Origin of the sequence: Streptomyces sp. NBC_00510, assembly GCA_036013505.1 — a bacterium.
Classification (GTDB): Bacteria; Actinomycetota; Actinomycetes; order Streptomycetales; family Streptomycetaceae; genus Actinacidiphila.
On record CP107851.1, the window covers coordinates 4,425,085 to 4,451,397 of the forward strand.

22 protein-coding genes and 1 tRNA gene are annotated in these 26,313 nt (G+C 69.2%); 4 read left to right on the forward strand and 19 right to left on the reverse strand.

All coding sequences use genetic code 11. The features are described from left to right. Positions 1-141: 141 nt before the first annotated feature. The 14 genes from fusA to OG937_19755 all read right to left on the reverse strand — a co-directional run bounded on the left by fusA (position 142) and on the right by OG937_19755 (position 17,379). On the reverse strand, positions 142-2,271 hold the full coding sequence (gene fusA, locus OG937_19690; GenBank protein WUD73753.1) for an elongation factor G: 2,130 nt from the start codon (positions 2,269-2,271) through the stop codon (positions 142-144). Between the two features lie 42 nt (positions 2,272-2,313). Further along, positions 2,314-2,784, reverse strand: a complete 471-nt coding sequence (rpsG, locus tag OG937_19695) for a 30S ribosomal protein S7 (protein WUD73754.1) — start codon at positions 2,782-2,784, stop codon at positions 2,314-2,316. A gap of 2 nt (positions 2,785-2,786) precedes the next feature. Continuing rightward, on the reverse strand, positions 2,787-3,158 hold the full coding sequence (gene rpsL, locus OG937_19700) for a 30S ribosomal protein S12 (protein WUD73755.1): 372 nt from the start codon (positions 3,156-3,158) through the stop codon (positions 2,787-2,789). Positions 3,159-3,458: 300 nt separating this feature from the next. After that, positions 3,459-3,890: a DUF1707 and DUF4190 domain-containing protein gene (locus OG937_19705; protein WUD73756.1), complete on the reverse strand. Its 432-nt coding sequence runs from the start codon at positions 3,888-3,890 to the stop codon at positions 3,459-3,461. A gap of 181 nt (positions 3,891-4,071) precedes the next feature. Next, the gene (locus tag OG937_19710; GenBank protein ID WUD73757.1) at positions 4,072-7,971 is read right to left on the reverse strand and encodes a DNA-directed RNA polymerase subunit beta'; all 3,900 of its coding nucleotides are present in this window, start codon (positions 7,969-7,971) and stop codon (positions 4,072-4,074) included. Positions 7,972-8,068: 97 nt separating this feature from the next. Next, on the reverse strand, positions 8,069-11,557 hold the full coding sequence (gene rpoB, locus OG937_19715; protein ID WUD73758.1) for a DNA-directed RNA polymerase subunit beta: 3,489 nt from the start codon (positions 11,555-11,557) through the stop codon (positions 8,069-8,071). Between the two features lie 566 nt (positions 11,558-12,123). Beyond that, a complete protein-coding gene (gene rplL / locus OG937_19720; protein WUD73759.1) occupies positions 12,124-12,507 on the reverse strand; it encodes a 50S ribosomal protein L7/L12 in 384 nt (127 codons plus the stop codon). Between the two features lie 81 nt (positions 12,508-12,588). Beyond that, positions 12,589-13,143 (reverse strand): 50S ribosomal protein L10, encoded by a 555-nt coding sequence (gene rplJ / locus OG937_19725; GenBank protein WUD73760.1) that lies wholly within the window; start codon positions 13,141-13,143, stop codon positions 12,589-12,591. A 271-nt stretch (positions 13,144-13,414) separates the two neighbouring features. After that, entirely contained in the window at positions 13,415-14,368 is a 954-nt protein-coding gene (locus tag OG937_19730; GenBank protein WUD73761.1) for a hypothetical protein, read from the reverse strand. Positions 14,369-14,529: 161 nt separating this feature from the next. Next, complete coding sequence (gene rplA, locus OG937_19735) at positions 14,530-15,255, reverse strand: 50S ribosomal protein L1 (GenBank protein WUD73762.1); 726 nt, start codon at positions 15,253-15,255, stop codon at positions 14,530-14,532. 74 nt (positions 15,256-15,329) lie between these two features. Next, positions 15,330-15,764 carry a 50S ribosomal protein L11 gene (gene rplK, locus OG937_19740; GenBank protein ID WUD73763.1) on the reverse strand — a complete coding sequence of 145 codons (435 nt, stop codon included), beginning with the start codon at positions 15,762-15,764 and terminating at the stop codon, positions 15,330-15,332. A 291-nt stretch (positions 15,765-16,055) separates the two neighbouring features. After that, positions 16,056-16,874 carry a transcription termination/antitermination protein NusG gene (gene nusG / locus OG937_19745; protein ID WUD73764.1) on the reverse strand — a complete coding sequence of 273 codons (819 nt, stop codon included), beginning with the start codon at positions 16,872-16,874 and terminating at the stop codon, positions 16,056-16,058. A gap of 69 nt (positions 16,875-16,943) precedes the next feature. Further along, positions 16,944-17,243, reverse strand: a complete 300-nt coding sequence (secE, locus tag OG937_19750) for a preprotein translocase subunit SecE (GenBank protein WUD73765.1) — start codon at positions 17,241-17,243, stop codon at positions 16,944-16,946. A gap of 63 nt (positions 17,244-17,306) precedes the next feature. Then, positions 17,307-17,379: transfer RNA gene (locus tag OG937_19755), tRNA-Trp, on the reverse strand. Between the two features lie 214 nt (positions 17,380-17,593). Between OG937_19755 and OG937_19760 the strand changes: the two genes are divergently transcribed. Both OG937_19760 and OG937_19765 read left to right on the forward strand, forming a co-directional pair. Next, positions 17,594-18,811, forward strand: coding sequence for a pyridoxal phosphate-dependent aminotransferase (locus tag OG937_19760; GenBank protein WUD73766.1), 1,218 nt, complete (start codon positions 17,594-17,596; stop codon positions 18,809-18,811). 129 nt (positions 18,812-18,940) lie between these two features. Then, positions 18,941-19,954, forward strand: coding sequence for an adenosine deaminase (locus OG937_19765; protein ID WUD73767.1), 1,014 nt, complete (start codon positions 18,941-18,943; stop codon positions 19,952-19,954). Here the strand turns inward: OG937_19765 and OG937_19770 are convergent. Next, entirely contained in the window at positions 19,944-20,552 is a 609-nt protein-coding gene (locus OG937_19770; protein WUD73768.1) for a TetR/AcrR family transcriptional regulator, read from the reverse strand. The genes OG937_19765 and OG937_19770 overlap by 11 nt on opposite strands. Positions 20,553-20,600: 48 nt before the next feature. On the opposite strand from OG937_19770, the gene OG937_19775 reads away from it, so the two are divergent. Continuing rightward, positions 20,601-21,233 carry an NAD(P)H-binding protein gene (locus tag OG937_19775; protein ID WUD73769.1) on the forward strand — a complete coding sequence of 211 codons (633 nt, stop codon included), beginning with the start codon at positions 20,601-20,603 and terminating at the stop codon, positions 21,231-21,233. Between the two features lie 51 nt (positions 21,234-21,284). Here OG937_19775 and OG937_19780 read toward each other — a convergent pair whose 3' ends face one another. Then, positions 21,285-22,340 (reverse strand): UDP-N-acetylmuramate dehydrogenase, encoded by a 1,056-nt coding sequence (locus OG937_19780; GenBank protein ID WUD73770.1) that lies wholly within the window; start codon positions 22,338-22,340, stop codon positions 21,285-21,287. 57 nt (positions 22,341-22,397) lie between these two features. Then, positions 22,398-23,567 carry a thiolase family protein gene (locus OG937_19785; protein ID WUD73771.1) on the reverse strand — a complete coding sequence of 390 codons (1,170 nt, stop codon included), beginning with the start codon at positions 23,565-23,567 and terminating at the stop codon, positions 22,398-22,400. A 136-nt stretch (positions 23,568-23,703) separates the two neighbouring features. Between OG937_19785 and OG937_19790 the strand changes: the two genes are divergently transcribed. Then, positions 23,704-24,168 carry a helix-turn-helix transcriptional regulator gene (locus OG937_19790; protein ID WUD78817.1) on the forward strand — a complete coding sequence of 155 codons (465 nt, stop codon included), beginning with the start codon at positions 23,704-23,706 and terminating at the stop codon, positions 24,166-24,168. A 56-nt stretch (positions 24,169-24,224) separates the two neighbouring features. Here the strand turns inward: OG937_19790 and OG937_19795 are convergent, their stop codons facing one another. Further along, positions 24,225-25,667: a DHA2 family efflux MFS transporter permease subunit gene (locus OG937_19795; protein ID WUD73772.1), complete on the reverse strand. Its 1,443-nt coding sequence runs from the start codon at positions 25,665-25,667 to the stop codon at positions 24,225-24,227. Positions 25,668-25,746: 79 nt separating this feature from the next. After that, positions 25,747-26,310, reverse strand: coding sequence for a TetR/AcrR family transcriptional regulator (locus tag OG937_19800; GenBank protein WUD73773.1), 564 nt, complete (start codon positions 26,308-26,310; stop codon positions 25,747-25,749). Positions 26,311-26,313: the final 3 nt, after the last annotated feature.

Consider the following 26,313-nt stretch of genomic DNA (forward strand, 5'->3'; position numbering starts at 1 on the left):
TGCTGTACGCCTTACTTCATCGGCGCCAGGGTGATCTTTGCTGGGTTACGGGCGGCCGGGGCATCCGACGCTCCCCTCGCGGTTCGCGGCGGAATGCCCCCAAGCCTCCCGGTCAAGCCTAGTGCGGGAACAACTGCTGGGTTACTCGCCCTTGGCCTTCGCGATGATCTCCTCGGCGACGTTCTTGGGAACCTCGGCGTAGGAGTCGAACTGCATCGAGTAGCTCGCGCGACCCGACGTCTTGCTGCGGAGGTCGCCGACGTAGCCGAACATCTCCGACAGCGGTACCAGGCCCTTGACGACCCGGGCACCACTGCGCTCCTCCATGGCCTGGATCTGGCCACGGCGGGAGTTGAGGTCGCCGATGACGTCGCCCATGGACTCCTCGGGCGTGGTGACCTCGACGGCCATCATCGGCTCGAGGAGGACGGGGCTCGCCTTGCGGGCGCCCTCCTTGAAGGCCTGCGAACCGGCGATCTTGAACGCCAGCTCGGAGGAGTCGACCTCGTGGTAGCCACCGTCGAGAAGGGTGACGCGGACGCCGACCATCTCGTAGCCGGCCAGGATGCCGAACTTCATGGCCTCCTGGGCACCGGAGTCCACCGACGGGATGTACTCGCGGGGGATGCGGCCACCGGTGACCTTGTTGACGAACTCGTAGGAGGCGTCTCCGCCCTCCAGCGGCTCCAGCGCGATCTGCACCTTCGCGAACTGGCCGGTACCGCCGGTCTGCTTCTTGTGCGTGTAGTCGATCCGCTCGACCGCCTTGCGGATGGTCTCGCGGTAGGCGACCTGGGGCTTGCCCACGTTCGCCTCGACCTTGAACTCGCGCTTCATGCGGTCGACCAGCACCTCGAGGTGCAGTTCGCCCATGCCGCCGATGATCGTCTGGCCGGTCTCCTCGTCCGAGTGGACCTGGAAGGAGGGGTCCTCCTCCGAGAGACGCTGGATGGCGACACCCAGCTTCTCCTGGTCACCCTTGGACTTGGGCTCGATCGCGACCTGGATGACCGGAGCCGGGAAGTCCATGGACTCCAGGATCACCGGGTTCTTGTCGTCGGACAGCGTCTCACCGGTGGTGGTCTGCTTCAGGCCCATGACGGCGACGATGTCGCCGGCGCCCACCGAGTCGATCTCCTCACGCTTGTTCGCGTGCATGCGGTAGATCTTGCCGATGCGCTCCTTCTTGCCCTTGACGGAGTTCAGCACGGAACTGCCGGACTCCAGGCGGCCCGAGTACACCCGGACGAAGGTGAGCTTGCCGAGGTGCGGGTCGCTCATGATCTTGAACGCGAGGCCGGAGAAGGGCTCGTCGTCGGAGGGCTTGCGCTTGATGATCTGCTCGGCGTCGCCGACGGCGTGGCCCTCGATGGCCTCGACGTCCAGCGGCGACGGCAGGTAACGCACGACCGCGTCGAGCAGGGGCTGGACGCCCTTGTTCTTGAACGCGGTTCCGCAGAACACCGGGGTGACGGTGACGGAGCCCGCGCCGCCCTTGGAGGCGAGGGTGATGCGGCGGATGGCCGCCATCAGCTGCTCCTGGCTGGGCTCGGTGCCCTCCAGGTACAGCTCCATCATCTCCTCGTCGTTCTCGGCGACGGCCTCGAGCAGCTTGCCGCGCCACTCGTCGGCGGCCTCGGTGTGGGTGTCCGGGATGTCGACGACGTCGTACATCTCGCCCTTGGTGGCCTCGGCGGACCACACGAGGGCCTTCATCTGGACGAGGTCGACCACGCCCTTGAAGTCGGCCTCGGCACCGATCGGCAGCTGCATGACCAGTGGAACCGCACCGAGGCGGTCCACGATCATGTCGACGCAGCGGTGGAACTCGGCACCGGTGCGGTCGAGCTTGTTGACGAAGCAGATACGCGGCACACCGTAGCGGTCCGCCTGACGCCAGACGGTCTCGGACTGCGGCTCGACACCGGCGACACCGTCGAACACCGTCACGGCACCGTCGAGCACGCGCAGCGAGCGCTCCACCTCGACGGTGAAGTCGACGTGACCCGGGGTGTCGATGATGTTGATGGTGTGGTCGACGTTCTCCAGCGGCCAGTGGCAGGTCGTCGCGGCCGACGTGATCGTGATGCCGCGCTCCTGCTCCTGCTCCATCCAGTCCATGGTGGCAGCGCCGTCGTGGACTTCGCCGATCTTGTACGAGACACCGGTGTAGAACAGGATCCGCTCGGTGGTCGTCGTCTTGCCCGCGTCGATGTGGGCCATGATCCCGATGTTGCGGACCCTGGCCAGGTCAAGTGAAGTGGTAGCCATAAGGCTTCAGTCTTCTCTCGGTTCTCTCGATGGGGGCGCGGACTACCAGCGGTAGTGCGCGAAGGCCTTGTTGGACTCGGCCATCTTGTGGGTGTCCTCGCGACGCTTCACCGCGGCGCCCAGACCGTTGCTGGCGTCCATCAGCTCGTTCATCAGACGCTCGGTCATGGTCTTCTCGCGGCGGGCGCGGGAGTAACCCACCAGCCAGCGCAGCGCCAGGGTGTTGGCACGGCCGGGGCGGACCTCGATCGGCACCTGGTAGGTCGCGCCACCGACACGGCGGGACTTGACCTCCAGGGAGGGCTTGACGTTCTCCAGGGCGCGCTTGAGCGTGATGACCGGGTCCTGCCCGGTCTTCTCGCGCAGGCCCTCGAGGGCGCCGTACACGATGCGCTCGGCGGTGGAGCGCTTGCCGTGCAGCAGGATCTTGTTGACGAGCGACGTCACCAGAGGAGAACCGTAGACCGGGTCGATGATGACCGGGCGCTTCGGGGCGGGGCCCTTACGAGGCATTCTTACTTCTCCTTCTTGGCGCCGTAGCGGCTGCGGGCCTGCTTGCGGTTCTTGACACCCTGGGTGTCGAGCGAACCGCGGATGATCTTGTAGCGAACACCCGGCAGGTCCTTCACACGACCACCACGCACGAGCACGATGGAGTGCTCCTGCAGGTTGTGACCCTCACCCGGGATGTAAGCGGTGACCTCGATGCCGCTGGTCAGTCGCACACGCGCGACCTTACGCAGGGCAGAGTTCGGCTTCTTCGGGGTGGTCGTGTAGACGCGCGTGCAGACGCCGCGGCGCTGAGGGGAACCCTTCAGTGCGGGCGTCTTGTTCTTCTCGACCTTGTCCTGCCGGCCCTTTCGGACCAGCTGCTGGATCGTAGGCACCGTTTCTCCGGTTTCTGTGTGCCGACTCGATACTTCTAACCTGGGGTTTCAGCGGCTCACGCCGACCCACGCGGTCGGGTGTGTCGCGCACCTCATACGATTTCCGTCGAAACGAAACTGCGTATTTGTCGGTGTATCGGCCTCGGTGTCCCGTACGGACAAGTGCACGCACGAGAACCCGGGCACACCCCAGGCACAAGGTCAGAGCGTACCCAGCGCCCAGCCTTCGGTCAAAACATATGGTCTCGGCCGATGCCGCACCCTCCCGCCGGGCCCCGCGGGGAGCTCGCGAGAACGCACTCAGCCGTGACTGACCGCCACTACCACCATAACGACGATCGCCGTGATCGCGACCGTGAACGCGGTCAGAAGGTATCCCATCACCAGTCCGCACACCGCGAGCGCGTCGCCCCGCTCGCCCGTGCGCCGGATCTCCCGGCGCGCCATGTGCCCCAGCACCACGGCCGGTATCCCGGGGATCACCAGTCCGAACATGCCCACCGCGCCGCAGACCAGTGAGGCGACCGCCTTGGCGTTGACCGGCGGCGGGGGCGCGGGGAGCCGGCGTGGGCGCGGGATGTCCGCGGTGAGTCCGTACAGCTCCTGGTACGTCACCGCCTGGTAGGCCAGCCCCACCCGGTCCTCGAACTCCGGCTGGGTCAACCGCCCTTCGGTGAACGCAGCCTTGAGCACGTCCACCGTACGCTCGCGATCATCGTTCGCAGCCCGCATCGCTCCATTATGCCCGGAAAACCACGTTCCCAGGGCGCCCCGTCACACGGTCGGCCGGTCCGTGCCGCCCCTCCCCCGGCCGTACCGCCCCGGAAAGGCCCCACAGGCCCGTCCAGGGCGGCACAAAGCCGCTGGGCGGCCACCCCGAGGGATGGCCGCCCAGCGGCTTCGAGCGGACGACTCAGCCGTTGTACGGGCCGTAGTCGTAGTCCTCCAGCGGGACGGCCTGGCCGGAGCCGGTGCCGAACGGGCTGTAGTCGATGTCGTCGTAGCCGACGGCCGAGTACATCGCGGCCTTGGCCTCCTCGGTCGGCTCGACCCGGATGTTGCGGTAGCGGGACAGACCCGTACCGGCCGGGATGAGCTTGCCGATGATGACGTTCTCCTTGAGGCCCAGCAGCGAGTCGGACTTGGCGTGGATCGCCGCGTCGGTGAGGACTCGGGTCGTCTCCTGGAAGGAGGCGGCCGACAGCCAGGACTCGGTGGCCAGCGAGGCCTTGGTGATACCCATCAGCTGCGGACGGCCGGAGGCCGGGTGGCCACCCTCCGCCACGACCCGACGGTTCTCGGTCTCGAAGCGGCCGCGCTCGACCAGCTCGCCCGGCAGCAGCTCCGCGTCGCCGGACTCGATGATCGTCACCCGGCGGAGCATCTGCCGGATGATGATCTCGATGTGCTTGTCGTGGATCGACACGCCCTGCGAGTTGTAGACCTTCTGGACTTCCCCGACCAGGTGGACCTGGACGGCCCGCTGACCCAGGATGCGCAGCACGTCGTGCGGGTTGGTGGCACCCACGGTCAGCTTCTCGCCGACCTCGACGTGGTCGCCCTCGCCCACCAGCAGCCGGGCACGCTTGGAGATCGGGTAGGCGATCTCCTCGGCACCGTCGTCCGGGGTGATGACGATCTTCTTGGTCTTCTCGGTCTCCTCGATCCGGATGCGGCCCGCCGCCTCCGAGATCGGGGCGACACCCTTGGGGGTACGCGCCTCGAAGAGCTCGACGACACGCGGCAGACCCTGCGTGATGTCGTCACCGGCCACACCACCGGTGTGGAAGGTACGCATCGTCAGCTGGGTGCCGGGCTCACCGATGGACTGGGCGGCGATGATGCCGACCGCCTCACCGATGTCCACCAGCTTGCCGGTCGCGAGCGAACGGCCGTAGCACATCGCGCAGGTGCCCACCGCGGACTCGCAGGTCAGGACCGAGCGGGTCTTGACCTCCTCGACGCCGTTGTGGATGAGCTGCTCGATGAGCACGTCGCCGAGGTCGGTGCCGGCGGTGGCCAGCACCTTGCCGTCCACCACGACGTCCTCGGCGAGGCAGCGCGCGTACACGCTGGTCTCGACGTCGTCCGTCTTGCGCAGCGAACCGTCCTCGGAGCGCTCGGCGATCGCCAGCTTGAGGCCGCGCTCGGTGCCGCAGTCCTCCTCGCGGATGATGACGTCCTGGGAGACGTCGACCAGACGACGCGTCAGGTAACCGGAGTCGGCGGTACGCAGAGCGGTGTCCGCGAGACCCTTACGGGCACCGTGGGTGGAGATGAAGTACTCCAGCACGGTGAGACCCTCGCGGAACGACGCCTTGATCGGCCGCGGGATGGTCTCGTTCTTCGCGTTGGACACCAGGCCACGCATACCCGCGATCTGACGCATCTGCATCATGTTTCCGCGGGCACCCGAGTCGACCATCATGAAGATCGGGTTGGTCTTCGGGAAGTTCGCGTTCATCGCCTCGGCGACCTCGTTGGTCGCCTTGGTCCAGATCGCGATGAGCTCCTGCGTGCGCTCGTCCTTGGTGATCAGACCGCGCTCGTACTGCTTCTGGACCTTCTCGTCCTGTGCCTCGTAGCCCGCGATGATGGCCTTCTTGGCCTCGGGCACGACGACGTCGGAGATGGCCACGGTGACACCGGAACGGGTCGCCCAGTGGAAACCGGACGCCTTCAGGTTGTCGAGCGTCGCCGCCACGATGACCTTCGGGTAGCGCTCGGCGAGGTCGTTGACGATCTCGGAGAGCTGCTTCTTGCCCACCGGGTAGTCCACGAACGGGTAGTCCTCGGGCAGCAGCTCGTTGAAGAGCGCACGGCCCAGGGTCGTGTTCAGCCGGAAGGAGTCGCCCAGCTGCCAGGGCTCCTCGCCCTCGACGTCCGCCGGCGGGGTCCAGCCACGCGGCGGGACGGTGCCGATCGGGAACCGGATGTCGATCCGCGACTGGAGCGAGAGCTCGCGCGCGTCGAAGGCCATGATCGCCTCGGCGGTCGAGCCGAACGCCCGGCCCTCGCCCCGGAGCTCGCGCTCCTCCGCGTCCGTGGTGAGGAAGAACAGACCCAGGACCATGTCCTGCGTCGGCATCGTCACCGGACGGCCGTCGGCGGGCTTGAGGATGTTGTTCGAGGACAGCATCAGGATGCGGGCCTCGGCCTGCGCCTCCGCGGACAGCGGCAGGTGCACGGCCATCTGGTCACCGTCGAAGTCCGCGTTGAACGCGGTGCAGACGAGCGGGTGGATCTGGATGGCCTTGCCCTCGACCAGCTGCGGCTCGAAGGCCTGGATGCCGAGACGGTGCAGGGTCGGCGCCCGGTTCAGCAGCACCGGGTGCTCGGCGATGACCTCTTCGAGCACGTCGTACACGACCGTGCGGCCGCGCTCGACCATGCGCTTGGCCGACTTGATGTTCTGCGCGTGGTTCAGGTCCACCAGGCGCTTCATCACGAACGGCTTGAAGAGCTCCAGCGCCATGGCCTTGGGAAGACCGCACTGGTGCAGCTTGAGCTGCGGGCCGACGACGATGACCGAACGGGCCGAGTAGTCGACGCGCTTGCCGAGCAGGTTCTGACGGAACCGGCCCTGCTTGCCCTTGAGCATGTCGGACAGCGACTTCAGCGGACGGTTGCCGGGGCCCGTGACCGGGCGACCACGACGGCCGTTGTCGAAGAGCGCGTCGACGGCCTCCTGGAGCATGCGCTTCTCGTTGTTCACGATGATCTCGGGGGCACCGAGGTCGAGGAGGCGCTTGAGGCGGTTGTTGCGGTTGATGACGCGGCGGTACAGGTCGTTCAGGTCGGAGGTCGCGAAGCGGCCACCGTCCAGCTGCACCATCGGACGCAGGTCCGGCGGGATCACCGGGACGCAGTCCAGCACCATGCCCTGGGGCTTGTTGGTGGTCTGCAGGAAGGCGGAGACGACCTTGAGGCGCTTGAGCGCACGGGTCTTCTTCTGGCCCTTGCCGGTACGGATGATCTCGCGGAGCTTGGCGGCCTCCTCGTCGAGGTCGAAGGACTCCAGGCGCTTCTGCAGCGCCGCGGCACCCATCGAACCCTGGAAGTAGGTGCCGAAGCGCTCCCGCAGCTCGCGGTAGAGCAGCTCGTCACCCTCCAGGTCCTGGACCTTGAGGTTCTTGAAGCGGGACCACACCTCGTCGAGCCGGTCCAGCTCGCGCTGGGCGCGGTCGCGCAGCTGCTTCATCTCCCGCTCGGCGCCCTCGCGCACCTTGCGGCGCACGTCGGACTTGGCGCCCTCGGCCTCCAGCTCGCCGAGGTCTGCCTCGAGCTTCTTCTGCCGGGACTCGATGTCGGAGTCACGGCGCTGCTCGACCTGCTGACGCTCCACGGAGACCTGGGCCTCCAGCGAGGGCAGGTCGCGGGTACGACGCTCGTCGTCCACCCACGTGATCATGTAGGCGGCGAAGTAGATGACCTTCTCGAGGTCCTTCGGGGCGAGGTCGAGCAGGTAGCCCAGCCGCGACGGAACGCCCTTGAAGTACCAGATGTGGGTCACGGGGGCGGCCAGCTCGATGTGGCCCATCCGCTCACGACGCACCTTGGCGCGAGTGACCTCGACGCCGCAGCGCTCACAGATGATGCCCTTGAAGCGGACACGCTTGTACTTGCCGCAGTAGCACTCCCAGTCCCGGGTGGGGCCGAAGATCTTCTCGCAGAAGAGTCCGTCCTTCTCGGGCTTCAGGGTGCGGTAGTTGATGGTCTCAGGCTTCTTGACCTCGCCATGGGACCACTGTCGGATGTCGTCCGCGGTCGCAAGGCCGATCCGCAGCTCGTCGAAGAAGTTGACGTCGAGCACTTTGTCGTCAATCCCTCTTTCGGGGTCGAAAGTCAAACATGTCTGAACGGTCCGGGGGAGGCGGGGAGCTGCTCACGGCAGCTCCCCGGCCGGCCCGTCAGACCTCTTCGACGCTGCTCGGCTCGCGCCGGGACAGGTCGATACCGAGCTCCTCCGCCGCGCGGAAGACGTCCTCGTCCGTGTCGCGCATCTCGATGGACATGCCGTCCGAGGACAGCACCTCCACGTTGAGGCAGAGCGACTGCATTTCCTTGATGAGCACCTTGAAGGACTCGGGAATGCCCGGCTCGGGGATGTTCTCGCCCTTGACGATCGCCTCGTAGACCTTCACGCGGCCCAGGACGTCGTCGGACTTGATGGTGAGGAGTTCCTGCAGCGCGTAGGCCGCGCCGTACGCCTCAAGGGCCCACACCTCCATCTCACCGAAGCGCTGACCACCGAACTGCGCCTTACCACCCAGCGGCTGCTGGGTGATCATCGAGTACGGACCGGTGGAACGGGCGTGCAGCTTGTCGTCCACCAGGTGGTGCAGCTTGAGGATGTACATGTAGCCGACCGAGATCGGGTCCGGGAACGGCTCGCCGGAGCGGCCGTCGAAGAGCCGGGCCTTACCGGAGGGCAGCACCAGGCGCTGGCCGTCGCGGTTCGGGATCGTGGCCTCGAAGAGACCGGCGATCTCGTCCTCGCGGGCACCGTCGAACACCGGGGTGGCGACGTTGGTGCCGGCCTCCACCTGGTCGGCGCCGATCGCCGTGAGGCGCTGCGCCCACTCGTCGCCGAGGCCGGAGACGTCCCAGCCCTGGGCGGCGAGCCAGCCGAGGTGGATCTCCAGGACCTGTCCCGGGTTCATTCGGGACGGGACACCCAGAGGGTTGAGGATGATGTCGACCGCGGTGCCGTCCTCCAGGAACGGCATGTCCTCGATCGGCAGGATCTTGGAGATGACGCCCTTGTTGCCGTGGCGGCCGGCGAGCTTGTCACCGTCGGTGATCTTGCGCTTCTGTGCCACGTAGACGCGGACCAGCTGGTTCACGCCGGGCGGCAGCTCGTCGCCCTCCTCGCGGTCGAAGACGCGCACGCCGATGACCTTGCCGGTCTCGCCGTGCGGCACCTTCAGCGAGGTGTCACGGACCTCACGGGCCTTCTCGCCGAAGATCGCGCGCAGCAGGCGCTCCTCCGGGGTCAGCTCGGTCTCGCCCTTCGGGGTGACCTTGCCGACCAGGATGTCGCCGGCGACGACCTCGGCACCGATGCGGATGATGCCGCGCTCGTCGAGGTCGGCCAGGACCTCCTCGGAGACGTTCGGGATGTCCCGGGTGATCTCCTCGGGGCCGAGCTTGGTGTCACGGGCGTCGACCTCGTGCTCCTCGATGTGGATCGAGGAGAGGACGTCGTCCTGCACCAGACGCTGGCTGAGGATGATCGCGTCCTCGTAGTTGTGGCCCTCCCACGGCATGAACGCCACCAGGAGGTTCTTGCCCAGCGCCATCTCACCGCGCTCGGTGGACGGCCCGTCGGCGAGCACCTGGCCGGCGATCACGCGGGCGCCCTCGTCCACGACGACCTTCTGGTTGAAGGACGTGCCCTGGTTCGAGCGGGAGAACTTGGCGACCCGGTAGGTGTTGTAGGTGCCGTCGTCGTTGGCGACGGTGACGTAGTCCGCGGAGACCTCCTGGACCACGCCGTCCTTGTCGGCCTTGATGACGTCACCGGCGTCGACCGCGCAGCGGTACTCCATGCCGGTGCCGACCAGCGGGGCCTGCGCCTTGAGCAGCGGCACGGCCTGGCGCATCATGTTCGATCCCATGAGCGCGCGGTTGGCGTCGTCGTGCTCGAGGAAGGGGATCATGGCGGTCGCGACCGACACCATCTGGCGCGGCGAGACGTCCATGTAGTCCACGTCCTCACCGGGGACGTAGTCGATCTCGCCACCACGGCGGCGCACCAGGACGCGCGACTCCGCGAAGCGGTTGTCGTCGGTCAGCGGGGCGTTCGCCTGGGCGATGACGAAGCGGTCCTCCTCGTCGGCCGTGAGGAAGTTGACCTCGTCGGTGACGACACCGTTCTCGTCGACCTTGCGGTACGGGGTCTCCACGAAACCGAACGCGTTGACCCGGCCGTAGGAGGCCAGCGAGCCGATCAGACCGATGTTCGGGCCTTCGGGGGTCTCGATCGGGCACATGCGTCCGTAGTGGGACGGGTGCACGTCACGGACCTCGAAGCCGGCCCGCTCACGGGACAGACCACCGGGGCCCAGCGCGGACAGACGGCGCTTGTGGGTCAGGCCCGACAGCGGGTTCGTCTGGTCCATGAACTGGGACAGCTGGCTGGTGCCGAAGAACTCCTTGATGGAGGCGACGACCGGCCGGATGTTGATCAGGGTCTGCGGCGTGATCGCCTCGACGTCCTGGGTGGTCATCCGCTCGCGGACGACGCGCTCCATGCGGGCCAGACCCGTACGGACCTGGTTCTGGATGAGCTCGCCGACGTTGCGCAGACGACGGTTGCCGAAGTGGTCGATGTCGTCGACCTCGACGACCACGGAGGAACCGTTGTCGCCGGTGGTCTCGGTCTCGCCCGCGTGCAGCTTGACCAGGTACTTGATCGCCGAGATGACGTCCTCGACGGTCAGCACGCCGGCGTCGAGCGGCGCGTCGGCACCCAGCTTCTTGTTGATCTTGTAGCGGCCGACCTTGGCCAGGTCGTAGCGCTTGGGGTTGAAGTAGAGGTTCTCCAGCAGCGTCTGCGCGGCCTCACGGGTCGGCGGCTCGCCCGGACGCAGCTTGCGGTAGATGTCCAGCAGCGCGTCGTCCTGGCCCTGGGTGTGGTCCTTCTCCAGGGTGGCGCGCATGGACTCGTACTCGCCGAACTCCTCGAGGATCTGCTCGGTGGTCCAGCCGAGCGCCTTCAGGAGGACGGTCACGGACTGCTTGCGCTTGCGGTCGATGCGGACACCGACCATGTCGCGCTTGTCGATCTCCATCTCCAGCCAGGCACCACGGGAGGGGATGACCTTGGCGGAGTAGATGTCCTTGTCGGACGTCTTGTCGATCTGGCTGTCGAAGTAGACACCCGGCGAGCGCACCAGCTGGGACACCACGACACGCTCGGTGCCGTTGATGACGAAGGTGCCCTTGTTGGTCATGAGCGGGAAGTCGCCCATGAAGACCGTCTGGGACTTGATCTCGCCGGTCTCGTTGTTGGTGAACTCGGCCGTGACGAAGAGCGGGGCCGCGTACGTGAAGTCGCGCTCCTTGCACTCGTCGATCGAGTTCTTCGGAGGCTCGAAACGGTGGTCGCGGAAGGTCAGCGACATCGACCCGGAGAAGTCCTCGATCGGGGAGATCTCCTCGAAGATCTCCTCCAGACCGGACTTGGTGGGGACGTCCTGGCCACTGTCCAGGGCCGCCTCGACGCGAGCCTTCCAGGCGGCGTTGCCGAGGAGCCAGTCAAAGCTCTCGGTCTGCAGCGCGAGGAGGTTCGGGACCTCGAGGGGCTCCTTGATCTTCGCGAAAGAGATGCGCAGCGGGGCGGTGCTTGCGCCGTTGTTCGAATTGGCAGTCGAGGCGTTGCGCGAGGCGGCCAAGAGGGGGTCCTTCCGAGGGCTCGGACTCACTACGCGCGTACCGGCTTCCGCCCCCGGGCGCAGACAAGGAGGCCCTGGTCAGGACGGTTCCTCATGTGTGCTCAGGCTTGGGCTTGCCCCTGGTGACGGGCCAGGCGGCAGCTAACAGGCAGCGCAAAGGGTCAGTGTAGCCACTTGGCACACTGATGTCCAGTGCAGAGTTTCGGAGACCGGTACTGCACCAATCTCGTCCTCCGGAGGGGTCGGTAGGAGCCCCTTGTTGTGAGCCGTCATGCCCTCTTTCACGCTTGCCACGCTAGGCATTCCCGCATCGCCTTCGTTCCATGCCTCGGTCCATGGCCGATGTGACGACGCGTCCTGAGAATCGCGCGCTGCGTGCGGTTCGTCAAGGCCTCCGCCCCGCGGAGATCGTCACAGCTCGAGGAAGCCGACGGTCCCGGAACAGTGATGATCACCCTACCCGGGTCGGTCGCCGGACCGGGTGACGCACCACGCAAACGACCGAGGGCGGCCACCCGAAAGGGTGGCCGCCCCGCGGCTGATCAGCCCCCCGGAAGGGGCAGGGATCACTTGACCTCGACGGACGCGCCCGCGGCCTTGAGGGACTCGGCGGCCTTCTCGGCGGCCTCCTTGTTGACCTTCTCGAGGACCGGCTTCGGGGTGCCGTCGACGAGGTCCTTGGCCTCCTTCAGACCCAGGGAGGTCAGCTCGCGCACGACCTTGATGACCTGGATCTTCTTCTCACCGGCGCCGGTGAGGATGACGTCGAACTCGTCCTTCTCCTCGACGGCCTCGGCGACCGGGGCACCCGGGCCCGCAACGCCGACGGCGACCGGGGCGGCGGCGGTGACGTCGAACTTGTCCTCGAAGGCCTTCACGAACTCGGAGAGCTCGATGAGGGTCATCTCCTCGAACTGCGCGAGCAGGTCGTCCTGGCTGAGCTTCGCCATGATGGCGGTCCTTCCACTAATTCGGCAGGTGCCGGATGTACATGTCGGCGGGCGTACGGGCCCGCTAGAGCACGGGAGTGACTACTCCGCGTCCTCGGCGGGAGCCGGCGTACCGGCACCGCCCTGCTCGACCTTCTCGCGCAGCGCTTCCACGGTGCGGACGAGCTTCGAAGGCAGGGCCTGGAAGACAGCAGCGGCCTGGCCCTGCTTTGCCTTCATGGCACCCGCCAGCTTGGCGAGCAGCACCTCGCGGGACTCGAGGTCCGCGAGCTTCTTGATCTCATCGGCGGACAGCGGCTTGCCGTCAAGCACACCGCCCTTGATGATGAGGTTCGGGTTCTCCTTGGCGAAGTCACGGAGACCCTTCGCCGACTCCACCGGGTCACCGGTGACGAAGGCGACCGCCGTCGGACCCGCGAACAGGTCGTCCAGAGCGGTGATCCCGGCCTCGTTGGCCGCGATCTTGGTCAGCGTGTTCTTCACCACGGCGTACTGGGCGTTCTCACCGAGCGAACGGCGCAGCGTCTTGAGCTGCGCCACGGTGAGACCGCGGTACTCGGTCAGCACGGCGGCGTTGGAGCTGCGGAACTTGTCCGTCAGCTCGGCAACCGAACCGGCCTTGTCGGGCCTCGCCATAGAGCCTCGGCCTCCTTCCGGGTGATTCGGACCGCACGGGAAGGGGCCGGGCAAAACAAACGCCCCGGCGCAGGCGCACGGGGCGTGACTCGACCGGGATCGCGAGGAGCGTTTCCGGGAGTGCATCCACTGTCACCTGCGCGGGCCGTCCGCATCAGCGGATCCTTCGGCTGCCGCGCCCTCACGGGCGCGCCAACAACCAGCGGTCTTTGGCTTCCATTGAAGAGTACGCGAACGGATCCGCGCCAGGCAAATCCGGTGTCGGGGCAGGTCAGCCCGTGAGGCCGGAGCCCCCGGTCAAGCCTGACGCCTTCATGTCCCCGAGCATCCCGAAGAGGTCGACGGTGTCCTTCGCCGGCGGCGCCTGGACGCTCACCGCGGTGCCGTAGTCGGAGTAGGAGGCGTTCATGCGGAGCGTGCCCTCGGGCGTCTTCACGCCCACGACCATCTTCACCGGGTAGTGGTCCTGGTTGACCCAGATCTCGGTGTCGTAGCCCTTGATGCCCGCCTTCTCGGCGTTGGCGACCAGGGCCTTGCGCTCCTTCTCGGACAGGACGCCGGTGGCCTTGTTGGCGTCCACCATCTCCGCGAAGGTCAGCGTGCCCTTGTAGTGGTCCGCCTGGACACCTCCGACCTTCTCCGCGCCGACGTGCTTCAGGCTGGGCGACTGGAGCAGCAGGGCGAGCTGCTCGGCCGGGTCCTGGTTCATGTTGTTCAGGCCGCCGGTCATCTGCTTCTGCAGCTCTTCGCTGCCGCTCACCTCGGCCGCGGCCTTCAGGTCCAGCTTCATCCAGCGCTTGCCGTCCATCTCGGCGGCCTGCTTCGCCCCCATGTCCATGTACATGGCCTGGTCCAGCATGATCATGCGGATCCGGGAGGGGGCGTCCGGGTCGGCGGCGGTGAAGGCAGAGCCCGCCATGGTGACGTCCATGACCGCTGGGTCCCACCCCTGCACGCCGGCGATCCGCAGGGTGCCGCCGCCCTGTGCGCCGGCCGGCAGGGTGAGCGTCATGCGCACCTTGGCGGACTTCGCCTCCGAGGTCTTCTCGAAGGCGGCCTGGATGGCCTTGGCGACCTCGCCCTGCGCCTGGACCGCCCCGTGGGGCGCATCGGCCTTCTTGCGCTTCTTGCCGCCCCCGTCGCCGTCGTCGCAGCCCGCGAGCCCGACCACGACGGCCACGGCCGCCAGACCGACGCCCAGACGCTTCGCTGCCGACAAGCTCATGAAATCCCCACCCCATGCCGTCCGTCGTCCCCGGGTCCCCGTGGAACCGCTTGCCACGGTAACGCACCGCGCCGACACGGTCGTGCGAAAAAACCGGCCCCGCACCTCCGGAGAGGCGCGGGGCCGGTTCACAACTGCACGGGCCCAGGGGCCCGACCCGGTCAGACGGAGGCCGGGTCCTCCTCGACGAGGAGGTTACGGGTGCGGTTCGGGTCGACCGGGATGCCGGGGCCCACCGTGGTGCTGATGGCGGCCTTCTTGATGTAGCGACCCTTGGCGGCGGACGGCTTCAGACGGAGGATCTCGTCCAGGGCCGCGCCGTAGTTCTCGACCAGCTGCTGCTCACCGAACGAGGTCTTGCCGATGATGAAGTGCAGGTTCGAGTGCTTGTCGACACGGAACTCGATCTTGCCGCCCTTGATCTCGGTGACGGCCTTGGCCACGTCGGGGGTGACGGTGCCGGTCTTCGGGTTCGGCATCAGACCACGGGGGCCGAGGACGCGGCCGAGGCGGCCGACCTTGCCCATGAGGTCCGGGGTGGCGACGACGGCGTCGAAGTCCAGACGGCCCTTGGCGACCTCGTCGATGAGCTCGTCGGCGCCGACGATGTCGGCGCCCGCGGCACGCGCGGCCTCGGCACGGTCACCGGTCGCGAAGACCAGGACCCGGGCGGTCTTACCGGTGCCGTGCGGAAGGTTCACGGTGCCACGGACCATCTGGTCGGCCTTGCGCGGGTCGACGCCCAGGCGGAAGGCCACCTCGACGGTGCCGTCGTACTTGCTGGTGGAGGTGTCCTTGGCGAGACGGACGGCCTCGAGGGGCGCGTACAGACGCTCCCGGTCGATCTTGGCGTCCGCAGCGCGGAGAGACTTGCTGCGCTTGCTCACTACTGCTCCTGTGTGTCCTGAGGAGTCGTGGTGCGGGCCGAGCAGGCCCTGCCACGGAACTGCTGGTGGTGTGGTCAGCCCTCGACCGTGATGCCCATGGAACGCGCGGTGCCGGCGATGATCTTCTCGGCGGCGTCCAGGTCGTTCGCGTTGAGGTCGGGCAGCTTGGTCGTGGCGATCTCGCGGACCTGGTCGCGCGTAAGCTTCGCGACCTTGGTCTTGTGCGGCTCGCCGGAGCCCTTCTCCACACCCGCGGCCTTGAGGATCATGCGGGAAGCCGGCGGGGTCTTGGTGATGAAGGTGAAGGAACGGTCCTCGTAGACCGTGATCTCCACCGGGATCACCCAGCCACGCTGCGACTCGGTGGCCGCGTTGTAGGCCTTGCAGAACTCCATGATGTTGACGCCGTGCTGACCCAGCGCCGGGCCCACCGGCGGGGCCGGGTTGGCCGCACCAGCGTTGATCTGGAGCTTGATAAGCCCCGTGACCTTCTTCTTCTTGGGAGGCATGTGCTCTCTCCGGGTCCTAGTGAGAGTTTCCTGCCTGCGAGCAGGCATACCGCACCACGATAGCGGGTATCGTGCCGAGCTCTGAAACCGAGCAGGTCAGAGACGACCCGGCGGGACACCCGAGGACCCCCGGAAACCGCCTGGAGCGGCCGTCCGCGCCGCCTGCCGAGGGAGTCTTCGCGGCCGGGCCGGACGCTCGCCCACCCCCGCGGTGACCGTCCCCGCCGTACGCGGAAGAGCCCCCGCCCGGCGGGTGACCGCGGGCGGGGGCTCTTCCGGTGTTCCGGGCTGCTAGTTCTTCTGGATCTGGTCGAAGCTGAGCTCGACCGGGGTCTCGCGGCCGAAGATCTCGACGAGGCCCTTGACCTTCTTCGAGTCCGGGTTGATCTCGTTGATCGTGGCCTGCAGCGTCGCGAACGGGCCGTCGGTGACCGTGACCGAGTCGCCGACCTCGAAGTCCAGCACCTGGACCTCGACCTTGCGCTTCGGGACGGCACCGCCCTCGCCGCCCTCGGCGGCGGCGGCCTGCTCCTCGACCTCCGGGGCCAGCATCTTGGTGACCTCGTCCAGCGTCAGCGGGTACGGGTCGTAGGCGTTGCCGACGAAGCCGGTGACGCCGGGGGTGTTGCGGACGACGCCCCAGGACTCGTTCGTCAGGTCCATGCGCACCAGCACGTAGCCGGGCAGCTTGTTCTGGCGGACGGTGCGGCGGTCGCCGTTCTTGATCTGGACGACCTCTTCCTGGGGCACCTCGGCCTGGTAGATGTAGTCCTCGACGTTCAGCGAGACGGCGCGCTGCTCCAGGTTGGACTTCACGCGGTTCTCGTAGCCGGCGTAGGTGTGGATGACGTACCACTCGCCGGGGAGGGCGCGCAGCTCCTCGCGGAACGAGGCGACCGGGTCCACCGGGGCCTGCTCCTCCGCGGCTTCCTCTTCCGTGGCCTCGTCCTCGTCGACGACCTGGACGGCAGCCTGCTCGGCCGGCTCGCCGGCGGCCTCGTCTGCAGCCTCCGCCTGGTCGATGTCGCCGTCGGCTGCCTCGACGATGTCAAGCGCGGTGTCGTCGCCCTCGACGGTCTCGTCGGCGTCGTACAGGTTCGGGTCAGACACGGTCGCTGCTTCTTCCTTCACGATGTGGAACAGGCGGTCGGGCGCCGCGGGCGCCCTCCGCGGGAGGAATCACCCGAAGACGTACGAGACGCCCTTGTTGAATCCCCAGTCAATCACGGTAACGAGCGCGATGATGACCACAACGAAGACAATCACCACGCTGGTGTAGGTGATGAGCTCGCTGCGCGTGGGCCAGACGACCTTGCGGAGCTCCGCGACGATCTGGCGGTAGAAGAGCGCGAGGCGCGCGAGGGGCCCCTTCTTGCCGCGCTTGCCGCCGCGGCGGGGCTTCTTGGAGCCGGCGTCCGTGGATTCACCGTCGGGACGACCACTTTCAGGCGTCGCGGTGGAGCCCAGGGCTTCCGTCACTCGTCCTCACCTGAATCCGGGTCGTTTGCCGAAACAATCCTCAAAGCGTCTGCCTGCTTGTAGCAGGGCCGGAGGGACTCGAACCCCCAACCGCTGGTTTTGGAGACCAGTGCTCTACCAATTGAGCTACGACCCTTTGAGTGCCCCCCAACGTACCGCATCCGAGCGGCTGCACGATGTGTGCAGCCAAGATCAGCTCGCGGGGGCCATCGACGGATGAGTGTACGTGTTCGCGGGCCGGGCGTCGAATGCGTCGCGTGTCCGGGCGCGGTTCGGCGCGGTTGCGCGCGGTTCCGACCGGAACGTGAACTCGTGTGCTCCGGTACCGCCGGGTCTGCGACGATGCAGGCATGACCGCTGCAACTGAACGACGCGTGTCGGCCCGCATCGGGTCGATCTCCGAGTCCGCGACGCTCGCCGTGGACGCGAAGGCCAAGGCCCTCAAGGCCGCCGGGCGACCGGTCATCGGCTTCGGAGCCGGCGAGCCCGACTTCCCGACGCCCGACTACATCGTCGAGGCGGCCGTGGAGGCGTGCCGCAATCCGAAGTACCACCGCTACACCCCGGCCGGCGGCCTGCCGGAGCTGAAGGCCGCGATCGCCGCCAAGACGCTGCGCGACTCCGGCTACGAGGTCGACGCCTCCCAGATCCTGGTCACCAACGGCGGCAAGCAGGCCATCTACGAGGCCTTCGCCGCGATCCTCGACCCGGGTGACGAGGTCATCGTCCCGGCGCCGTACTGGACGACCTACCCGGAGTCGATCCGGCTGGCCGGCGGTGTCCCGGTGGATGTGGTCGCCGACGAGACGACCGGTTACCGGGTCTCCGTCGAGCAGCTGGAGGCCGCCCGCACGGAGAAGACCAAGGTCGTGCTCTTCGTGTCGCCGTCCAACCCGACCGGCGCCGTCTACACCGAGGCCGAGACCGAGGCGATCGGCCGCTGGGCCGTCGAGCACGGCCTGTGGGTGCTGACCGACGAGATCTACGAGCACCTGGTCTACGGGGGCGCCGCCGCGGTCTCGCTGCCGGCGCTCTTCCCCGAGCTGCGCGACAAGTGCGTGGTCGTCAACGGCGTGGCCAAGACCTACGCCATGACCGGCTGGCGCGTGGGGTGGATCATCGGCCCCAAGGACGTCGTCAAGGCCGCCACCAACCTGCAGTCGCACGCCACCTCGAACGTGAGCAACGTCGCGCAGGTCGCCGCCCTGGCCGCCGTCTCCGGTGACCTGGTGGCCGTGGCCGAGATGCGGAAGGCCTTCGACCGCCGCCGCCAGACCATCGTGCGGATGCTCAACGAGATCCCCGGTGTCGTCTGCCCCGAGCCGGAGGGCGCGTTCTACGCGTACCCGTCGGTCAAGGCGCTGCTCGGCAAGGAGATCCGCGGCAAGCGGCCGCAGAGCTCGGTGGAGCTGGCCGGGCTGATCCTGGAGGAGGCCGAGGTCGCCGTGGTCCCGGGCGAGGCCTTCGGCACCCCCGGCTACCTGCGCCTGTCGTACGCGCTCGGTGACGAGGACCTCGTCGAGGGCGTCTCCCGGCTGCAGAAGCTGCTGGGCGAGGCCAAGGCCTGAGCCGACCGCCCCGCGGGCCCCCGGACCGGCCGGTCCGGGGGCCCGCGTGTGTGTGCGGGCAAGCGCTCGTTCGGGGAAAGCGACCGAAAGAGGTACCGGCACCCCCCGCCGGTGCGGCAGGATCTGTGGATGGCACGCGATGTATCCCTCCTCCCCAAGGCGCACCTCCACCTGCACTTCACCGGCTCGATGCGGCCCGCGACGCTGCTGGAGCTCGCCGACAAGTACGGGGTGCACCTCCCCGAGGCACTGACCTCGGGCGAGCCGCCCAGTCTGCGCGCGACCGACGAGCGCGGGTGGTTCCGCTTCCAGCGCCTGTACGACATCGCGCGTTCCGTGCTCCGCTCCCCCGACGACATCCGCCGTCTGGTGCGCGAGGCCGCCGAGGAGGACGCCCGCGACGGATCGGGGTGGCTGGAGATACAGGTCGACCCCACCTCGTACGCGCCGCGCCTGGGCGGGCTGATCCCGGCGCTGGAGATCATCCTGGACGCGGTGGAGACCGCCTCCCGGGACACGGGCGTGGGCATGGCCGTCCTCGTCGCCGCCAACCGCACCAAGCACCCGCTGGACGCCCGTACGCTGGCCCGGCTCGCGGTGCGCTACACGGACCGCGGGGTGGTCGGCTTCGGGCTCTCCAACGACGAGCGCCGGGGGCTGGCCAGGGACTTCGACCGCGCCTTCGCCATCGCCCGGGAGGGCGGCCTGCTGGCGGCCCCGCACGGCGGCGAGCTGGCGGGCGCGGGCAGCGTCCGCGACTGCCTGGACGACCTGCACGCCAGCCGCATCGGGCACGGCGTGCGGGCGGCGGAGGACCCGCGGCTGATGGCGAAGCTCGCCGAGCGCGGCGTGACCTGCGAGGTCTGCCCCGCGTCCAACGTCGCCCTGGGCGTCTACGAGCAGCCCGAGCAGGTGCCGCTGCGCACCCTCTTCGACGCCGGGGTGCCGATGGCGCTCGGCGCCGACGACCCGCTGCTGTTCGGCTCCCGGCTCGCCGCGCAGTACGAACTGGCCCGGGACGCGCACGGCTTCACCGACGAGGAGCTGGCCGAACTGGCCCGCCAGTCGGTGCGCGGTTCCGCGGCGCCGGAGGGCGTGCGGACCAAGCTCCTGGCGGGGATCGACGACTGGCTCAGCGACTGATCCCGGCCAGGACCGTGCGGGCGACGGCGAGCGCGAAGTCGTCCAGCGGCTGGTCGTCGACGGGTTCGCCCAGGTAGCAGTTGAGGAAGCCGCGCTGGAAGCACGCGCCGAGCAGCAGCGCGGCGGCCGCCTCGGGGTCGGCGTCGGCCCGGATGCGCCCGCTGTCGCGCTCCGCGCGCAGGTAGCGGGCGAGCTCCCGCAGCGGCACGTGCGGCCCGGAGCCCATGGGGCGCAGTGCGTCACGGTGCCGTGCCAGCAGCGCGGGCTCCGCGAAGAGCGAGGCGGCGATCGGCACGCTGGACTCGTAGAAGAGGACCGCGGTGCGCGCGATGTCGGTGAGGCAGCTCTCGACGCTGCGGTCGCCCGGGTCGGCGGTGAGCTCGGCCATGAGCGGCCCGAGCCGCGGCGCCCGCTCCTTGAGCACCTGGACGAACAACTCCTCCTTGCTGCTGAAGTGCTTGTAGAGCGCGGCCTCCGAGCAGCCGGCCGCCTTCGCGATCTCCTTGGTGGTGGTGCGGGCGAGGCCGATGGTGCGCATCAGGCGCTCGGCGGCGTCCAGGATCCGCGTCCGGGTGGGTGTTGACTCGGGGGTGAGCATGCACTCACCCTAAGGGTGAGTGAGTACTCACCCACCAGGGAGGGAACGATGGACATCACGGTGTTCGGCGCGACCGGGGGCATAGGCCGGCAGATCGTGCGCCAGGCGCTGACCGCGGGGCACCGCGTCACCGCGGTGGTGCGCGACCCGGCACGGCTGCCCGTGACGGGATCCGGCCTGGAGGTCGTCACGGCGTCGCTGACCGACCCGGAGCCGCTGCGCGCGGCGGTCGCCGGGCGGGACGCGGTGCTCTCCGGTCTCGGGCCGCGCCGCCGCAGGGACGCGGGGATCGCCACCGCGGTCACCCGTCCGGTCCTGCGGGCCATGGAGGCGGAGGGCGTGCGCCGCTTCGTGGCGGTCAGCGCGGCCCCGCTGGGCCCGGTCCCGGAGGACGAGACGCTGCTCGGCCGGATCACCGCACCCGTCGTCTCTGGGCTGCTGCGGCCCGTCTACGACGACCTGCGGGCGATGGAGGACGAGATGCGCCGCAGCGCCACCGACTGGACCGCCGTACGGCCTCCGAAGCTCAGCGACAGGCCGCTGACCGGGGTCTACCGGACCGCGCTCAACGCCAATCTGCGCGGCGGCTTCACCATCGGCCGCGCCGACGTGGCGCACGCGATGCTCGCGGTGGTCGACGACGCGGCGACGCTGAAGCAGGCGGTCGGGGTGGCGTACTAGTACGAGGGGTGGACCGGGAGCGGTGCGACGAGAACGGCGCCCCGCGGCGGCCTAGAGGCTGACGCCGACCGTCACCGGCTCGTTGACCAGGGTGATCCCGAAGGCCGCGTGGACGCCCTCGACGACCTCGCGGGCCAGTGCGAGCAGGTCGGCGGTCGTGGCCCCGCCCCGGTTGGTGAGGGCGAGGGTGTGCTTGCTGGAGATCCGCGCGGGGCCGGTGCCGTAGCCCTTGGCGAAGCCCGCCTTGTCGATCAGCCAGGCGGCGGAGGTCTTGATGCGGCCGTCGCCCGCGGGGTAGGCGGGGGGCGTGACGTCCGGGCCGAGGCGGTCGTGGACACGGGCCAGGAAGTCCGCGTGACCGGCCTCGGTGAGGACCGGGTTGGTGAAGAAGGAGCCCGCCGACCAGGTGTCGTGGTCCTCCGGGTCCAGCACCATGCCCTTGCCCGAGCGCAGCTTCAGCACCGTCTCGCGGGCGGTGGCCAGGGGTACCCGGTCGCCCGTCCCGACGCCGAGGGCGCGGGCCGTCTCCGCGTACTTCAGCGGGCCGGACATGCCGCCGGCGTCCTCCAGGGCGAAGCGCACGCGCAGCACGACGTGGCGCGCGGGGTCCGCCTTGAAGCGGCTGTGCCGGTAGGAGAAGGCGCACGCGGCGTTGTCCAGGACGACCGTCTTGCCGGTGGTGCGGTCGTACGCGACCACCTCGGTGATCGTGCTGGCGACCTCCTGGCCGTACGCGCCCACGTTCTGGATGGGCGTGGCCCCGGAGGAGCCCGGGATGCCGGCCAGGCACTCGACGCCCGCCAGGCCCGCCTCCACGGTGCGGGCGACGGCGTCCGTCCAGACCTCGCCCGCCGCGAGCTCCAGCTCGGTGCCGCTGAGCTGGAAGCCGCTGGTGGCGATGCGCAGCGCGGTGCCCGCGAAGCCCTCGTCGCCGATCACCAGGTTGCTGCCGCCGCCGATGACCAGCAGCGGCGTCCCGGCCGCGTCCGCCTCCCGGACGGCCTCGACGACCTCGGCGTCCGTGGTCGCCGTCACCAGGCGGGTGGCGGGGCCACCGAGGCGGAAGGTGGTCAGGGGTGCGAGCGGGGCGTCGTTGAGTACGTGCACGGCATTCAGGTTACGGGGCGGGCGGCCCCGCCAGGGATGCCGCCCGCCCCGTACGGATCAGAGCGCCTCGAGGACCGTCGCGTTGGCGAGGCCGCCCGCCTCGCACATGGTCTGCAGCGCGTAGCGGGCGCCACGGGCCCGCATGGCGTGGACGAGGGTGGTCATCAGCCGGGTGCCGCTGGCGCCGAGCGGGTGGCCCAGCGCGATGGCGCCACCGTTGACGTTGACCTTGGCCGGGTCGGCGCCGGTCTCCTGCAGCCAGGCGAGGACGACGCTGGCGAAGGCCTCGTTGACCTCGAACAGGTCGACGTCCGCCAGGTCCAGCCCGGCGCGGCGCAGCACCCGCTCGGTGGCCGGAATGACCCCGGTCAGCATCAGCAGGGGGTCGGAGCCGGTGACCGCGAAGCTGTGCAGCCGGGCGAGCGGACGCAGGCCCAGGCGCTCCGCGGTCTCGCTGCTGGTGATCAGCACGGCGGAGGCCCCGTCGTTGACCGGGCTGCTGTTGCCGGCCGTGACCGACCAGTCGATCTGCGGGAAGCGCTCGGCGTAGCCGGGGTCGGCGAAGGCGGGGCGCAGCCCGGCGAGGATCTCCGGGGTGGTCGCGGGACGGACGGACTCGTCCGTGGTGAGCCCGGCCAGCGGCGCGACCTCGGCGTCGAAGGCGCCGGCCGACCAGGCGGCGGCGGCTTTGCGGTGCGACTCGGCGGCGAAGGCGTCCATCGCCTCCCGGCCCAGCGACCACTTGGCGGCGATCAGCTCCGCGCTGACGCCCTGCGGCAGCAGTCCGCCCGGGAAGCGCGCGGCGACGCCGGGGCCGAACGGGTCCGCGCCGGGCGGCACGTTGGACCACATGGGCACCCGGCTCATCGACTCCACACCGCAGGCCACGACGACGTCGTAGGCGCCGGCGATGACACCCTGCGCGGCGAAGTGCACGGCCTGCTGGGAGGAGCCGCACTGCCGGTCGACCGTGGTGGCCGGGACGGAGTCGGGGAAGCCCGCCGACAGCCAGGCCCAGCGGGTGGTGTTCATGGCCTGCTCGCCGACCTGGTCGACGGTGCCGCCGATGACGTCGTCGACCAGCGCCGGGTCGATGCCGCTGCGGCCGACGAGCTCCTTGAGGGTGTGGGCGAGCAGTTCCACCGGGTGCGTCCCGGCGAGCGCCCCGCCCGGCTTGCCCTTGCCGATGGGGGTGCGGACGGCTTCGACGATGACGGCGTCGCGCATGACGTTCTCGCCTCCTGAGGGTGCGGTGCGTAGTTAGTTTGATTTTCCAACGATCGCGTGAGGACGAGGGTAGGACGAGAGGGTTTGACATCACAACCTTCCGTGTGAGACTGACCCGGTGAGCCCGACCACACCTGTGCCCCCGCTGCCGGGGCGCCCCTGCTCGGCGGCCGCGGCGTTGTACGTCGTCGGCGAGAAGTGGGCGCTGCTCGCGGTCCGCGAGATCCTCTACGGCAACCGGCGCTTCGACGCCATCGCCCGCAACACGGGCGCACCGCGCGACCGCCTCACCGCGCGGCTGCGCGCCCTGGAGGAGGCCGGCATCGTGGAGCGGCGCGCCTACAGCGAGCGGCCGCCGCGGTACGAGTACCACCTGACGGAGGCGGGGCGTGACCTCGCGCCGGTCATCCGGGCCCTGGTGGTGTGGGGCGACAAGTGGGCGGTGGACGAGCCGCCGGTCGTGCTCCGGCACCGGGACGACCATCCGGTGGACGCGGTCGAGTACTGCCGCGCGTGCGGCGAGGAGGTCCACGACCGCGACCTGGCGCTCGACATCCGCAGCGAGGGGTGGACGCCCGCGGGGCGGACGGGGTCCGGGTAGACCGGAGCGCGCGTCACCACCGGACCGGCCGGTGGTGACGCGCGCCGGACGGGGCGTCAGGAAGTCGCGTCGACCAGGGACTTGGGCGGGGCGGAGGCCGACTCGGGGGCCTTCGCGGCGCGTCGGCCCGGGATGAGCAGGGCCGCGAGCGCTCCGACCGCGACGGCGGACGCGCCCACCCAGAGGGCGGGGGTGAGGCCGTCGACGAACCGCGTCGCCGACTCGTAGCCGCCCTGGGCGGAGAAGACCGCCGCGAGGGTCGCGACGCCGAGGGCCCCGCCGACCTCGCGGAGGGCGTTGTTGGCGCCCGAGGCGATGCCCTGCTCCTCCGGCAGGACGCTGCCCATGACGATGTTGGCGCTCGGGGCGAAGTACATCGCCATCCCGATGCCGCTCACGATCAGCGCCGGCACCTGTGCCGCGTACGACACGCCCGGCTCGATCACCACGGCGAACCAGCCGAGGCCCACCGCCTGCAGGGCGAGTCCGGCGGCGACGACCGGGCGGCCGCCGACGCGGTCGGAGAGGAAGCCCGCGATGGGCGCGACGATCATCGGCATGCCCGTCCAGGGCAGCATGCGCAGCCCCGCCTCGGTCGGGGAGTAGCCCGCGACGCCCTGGAGGAACTGGCTGAGCAGGAAGATCGAGCCGAACATGCCGAGGAACATCAGCAGGCTGGCCGTGTTGACGGCGGCGAAGGCACGGCTGCGGAAGAGCCGCATCGGCAGGATCGGGTTGCGGGCGCGGATGCCGTGCCGGACGAAGAGGGCCATCAGCACACCGCCGCCGACGAGTCCGCCGAGGACCGGACCGCTGGTCCAGCCGTCGGCGTTGCCGCGGACGAGGGCGTAGACGATGCCGAACAGACCCGCGCTGGCGAGCACCGTGCCGGTCACGTCGAGCCGGGGGTCGGGGCCGCGGCTCTCGGCGAGCCGCAGCCGGGCGAGGGGCAGGAGGAGCACGCCGATCGGGACGTTCAGCCAGAAGATCCACTGCCAGGAGATGTGTTCGGTGAGCGAGCCGCCGATGAGCGGTCCGGCGGCGACCGCGAGACCGTTCACGGCGCCCCAGATGCCGAACACCATGCCGCGTCGCTCGGGCGGCACGGTGGCCGAGAGCAGGGTGAGGGTCAGCGGCATGAGGATCGCGGCGCCGACGCCCTGGACGGCGCGGGCGGCGATGAGTTCGCCCATGCCGGGGGCGAGGGCCGCGGCGGCGGAGGCCGCGGAGAAGACGCCGAGGCCCACCAGGAACATGCGCCGGCGGCCGAAGCGGTCGCCCAGGGCCGCACCGAACATCAGGAGGACGGCGAAGGTGAGCGTGTAGGCGCTCACCGTCCACTCCAGGTCCTCCAGGGCGCCGCCCAGGTCCGCGCGGATGGAGGGCAGCGCCGTGGTGACGACCAGGTTGTCGAGCGCCGCCATGAACCCGGCGACGCTGGTGATGACGAGTGCCCACACGACGCTGCCGCGCCGGCCCTCCGTCGGTTGCTGTGCCATGAACTCCCCCAGCTGATTAGTAATTGATCAATAACTTTCATGGACATGGGTGGGCCCCGCGGCAGGCCGGCGCGACCCGTCAGCCCTTCCCCGGGAAGCGGTCGGCGTAGAGGTCCTCGATCCCCGCCCAGCCGCGCTCGTGCTGTGGGACACCGAGCGCCACCAGTACGTTCACGAGCATCCCCGTGCCGAAGAACTCCGCCGCATCGCGGTCACCCACCCCCGTGCGTGCCCTGACGTAGTCCCACAGGCCCAGCCAGCCGCGCCGGCAGGCCTCGCGGATCTCCTCGTCGTCGACGGCGGCCACGTACATCTGCAACTGCATCCGCAGGACGTCACCGTCCCCGATGAGCTCCTGGTACGAGCCGCACATCGCCTCGAACGCCTCCTCCCCCTCCAGCCCCTCGGCCGCCTTCTCGAAGTGCGCCTCGATCGTCTGGACGCACCGCGCCGCGACGGCCATGAACAGCGCCTTCTTGTTCGGGAAGAGCCGGAAGAGGTACGGCTGCGACACACCCATGCGCTTGGCGATGACGCCGGTGGAGGTGCCGTTGTAGCCACCCGTGCCGAACTCCGTCATCGCCGCGCGGATCGCCGCCTCGCGACGCTCCTCCGCGCTCATCCGCATGCCGTCACCTGCCATGCC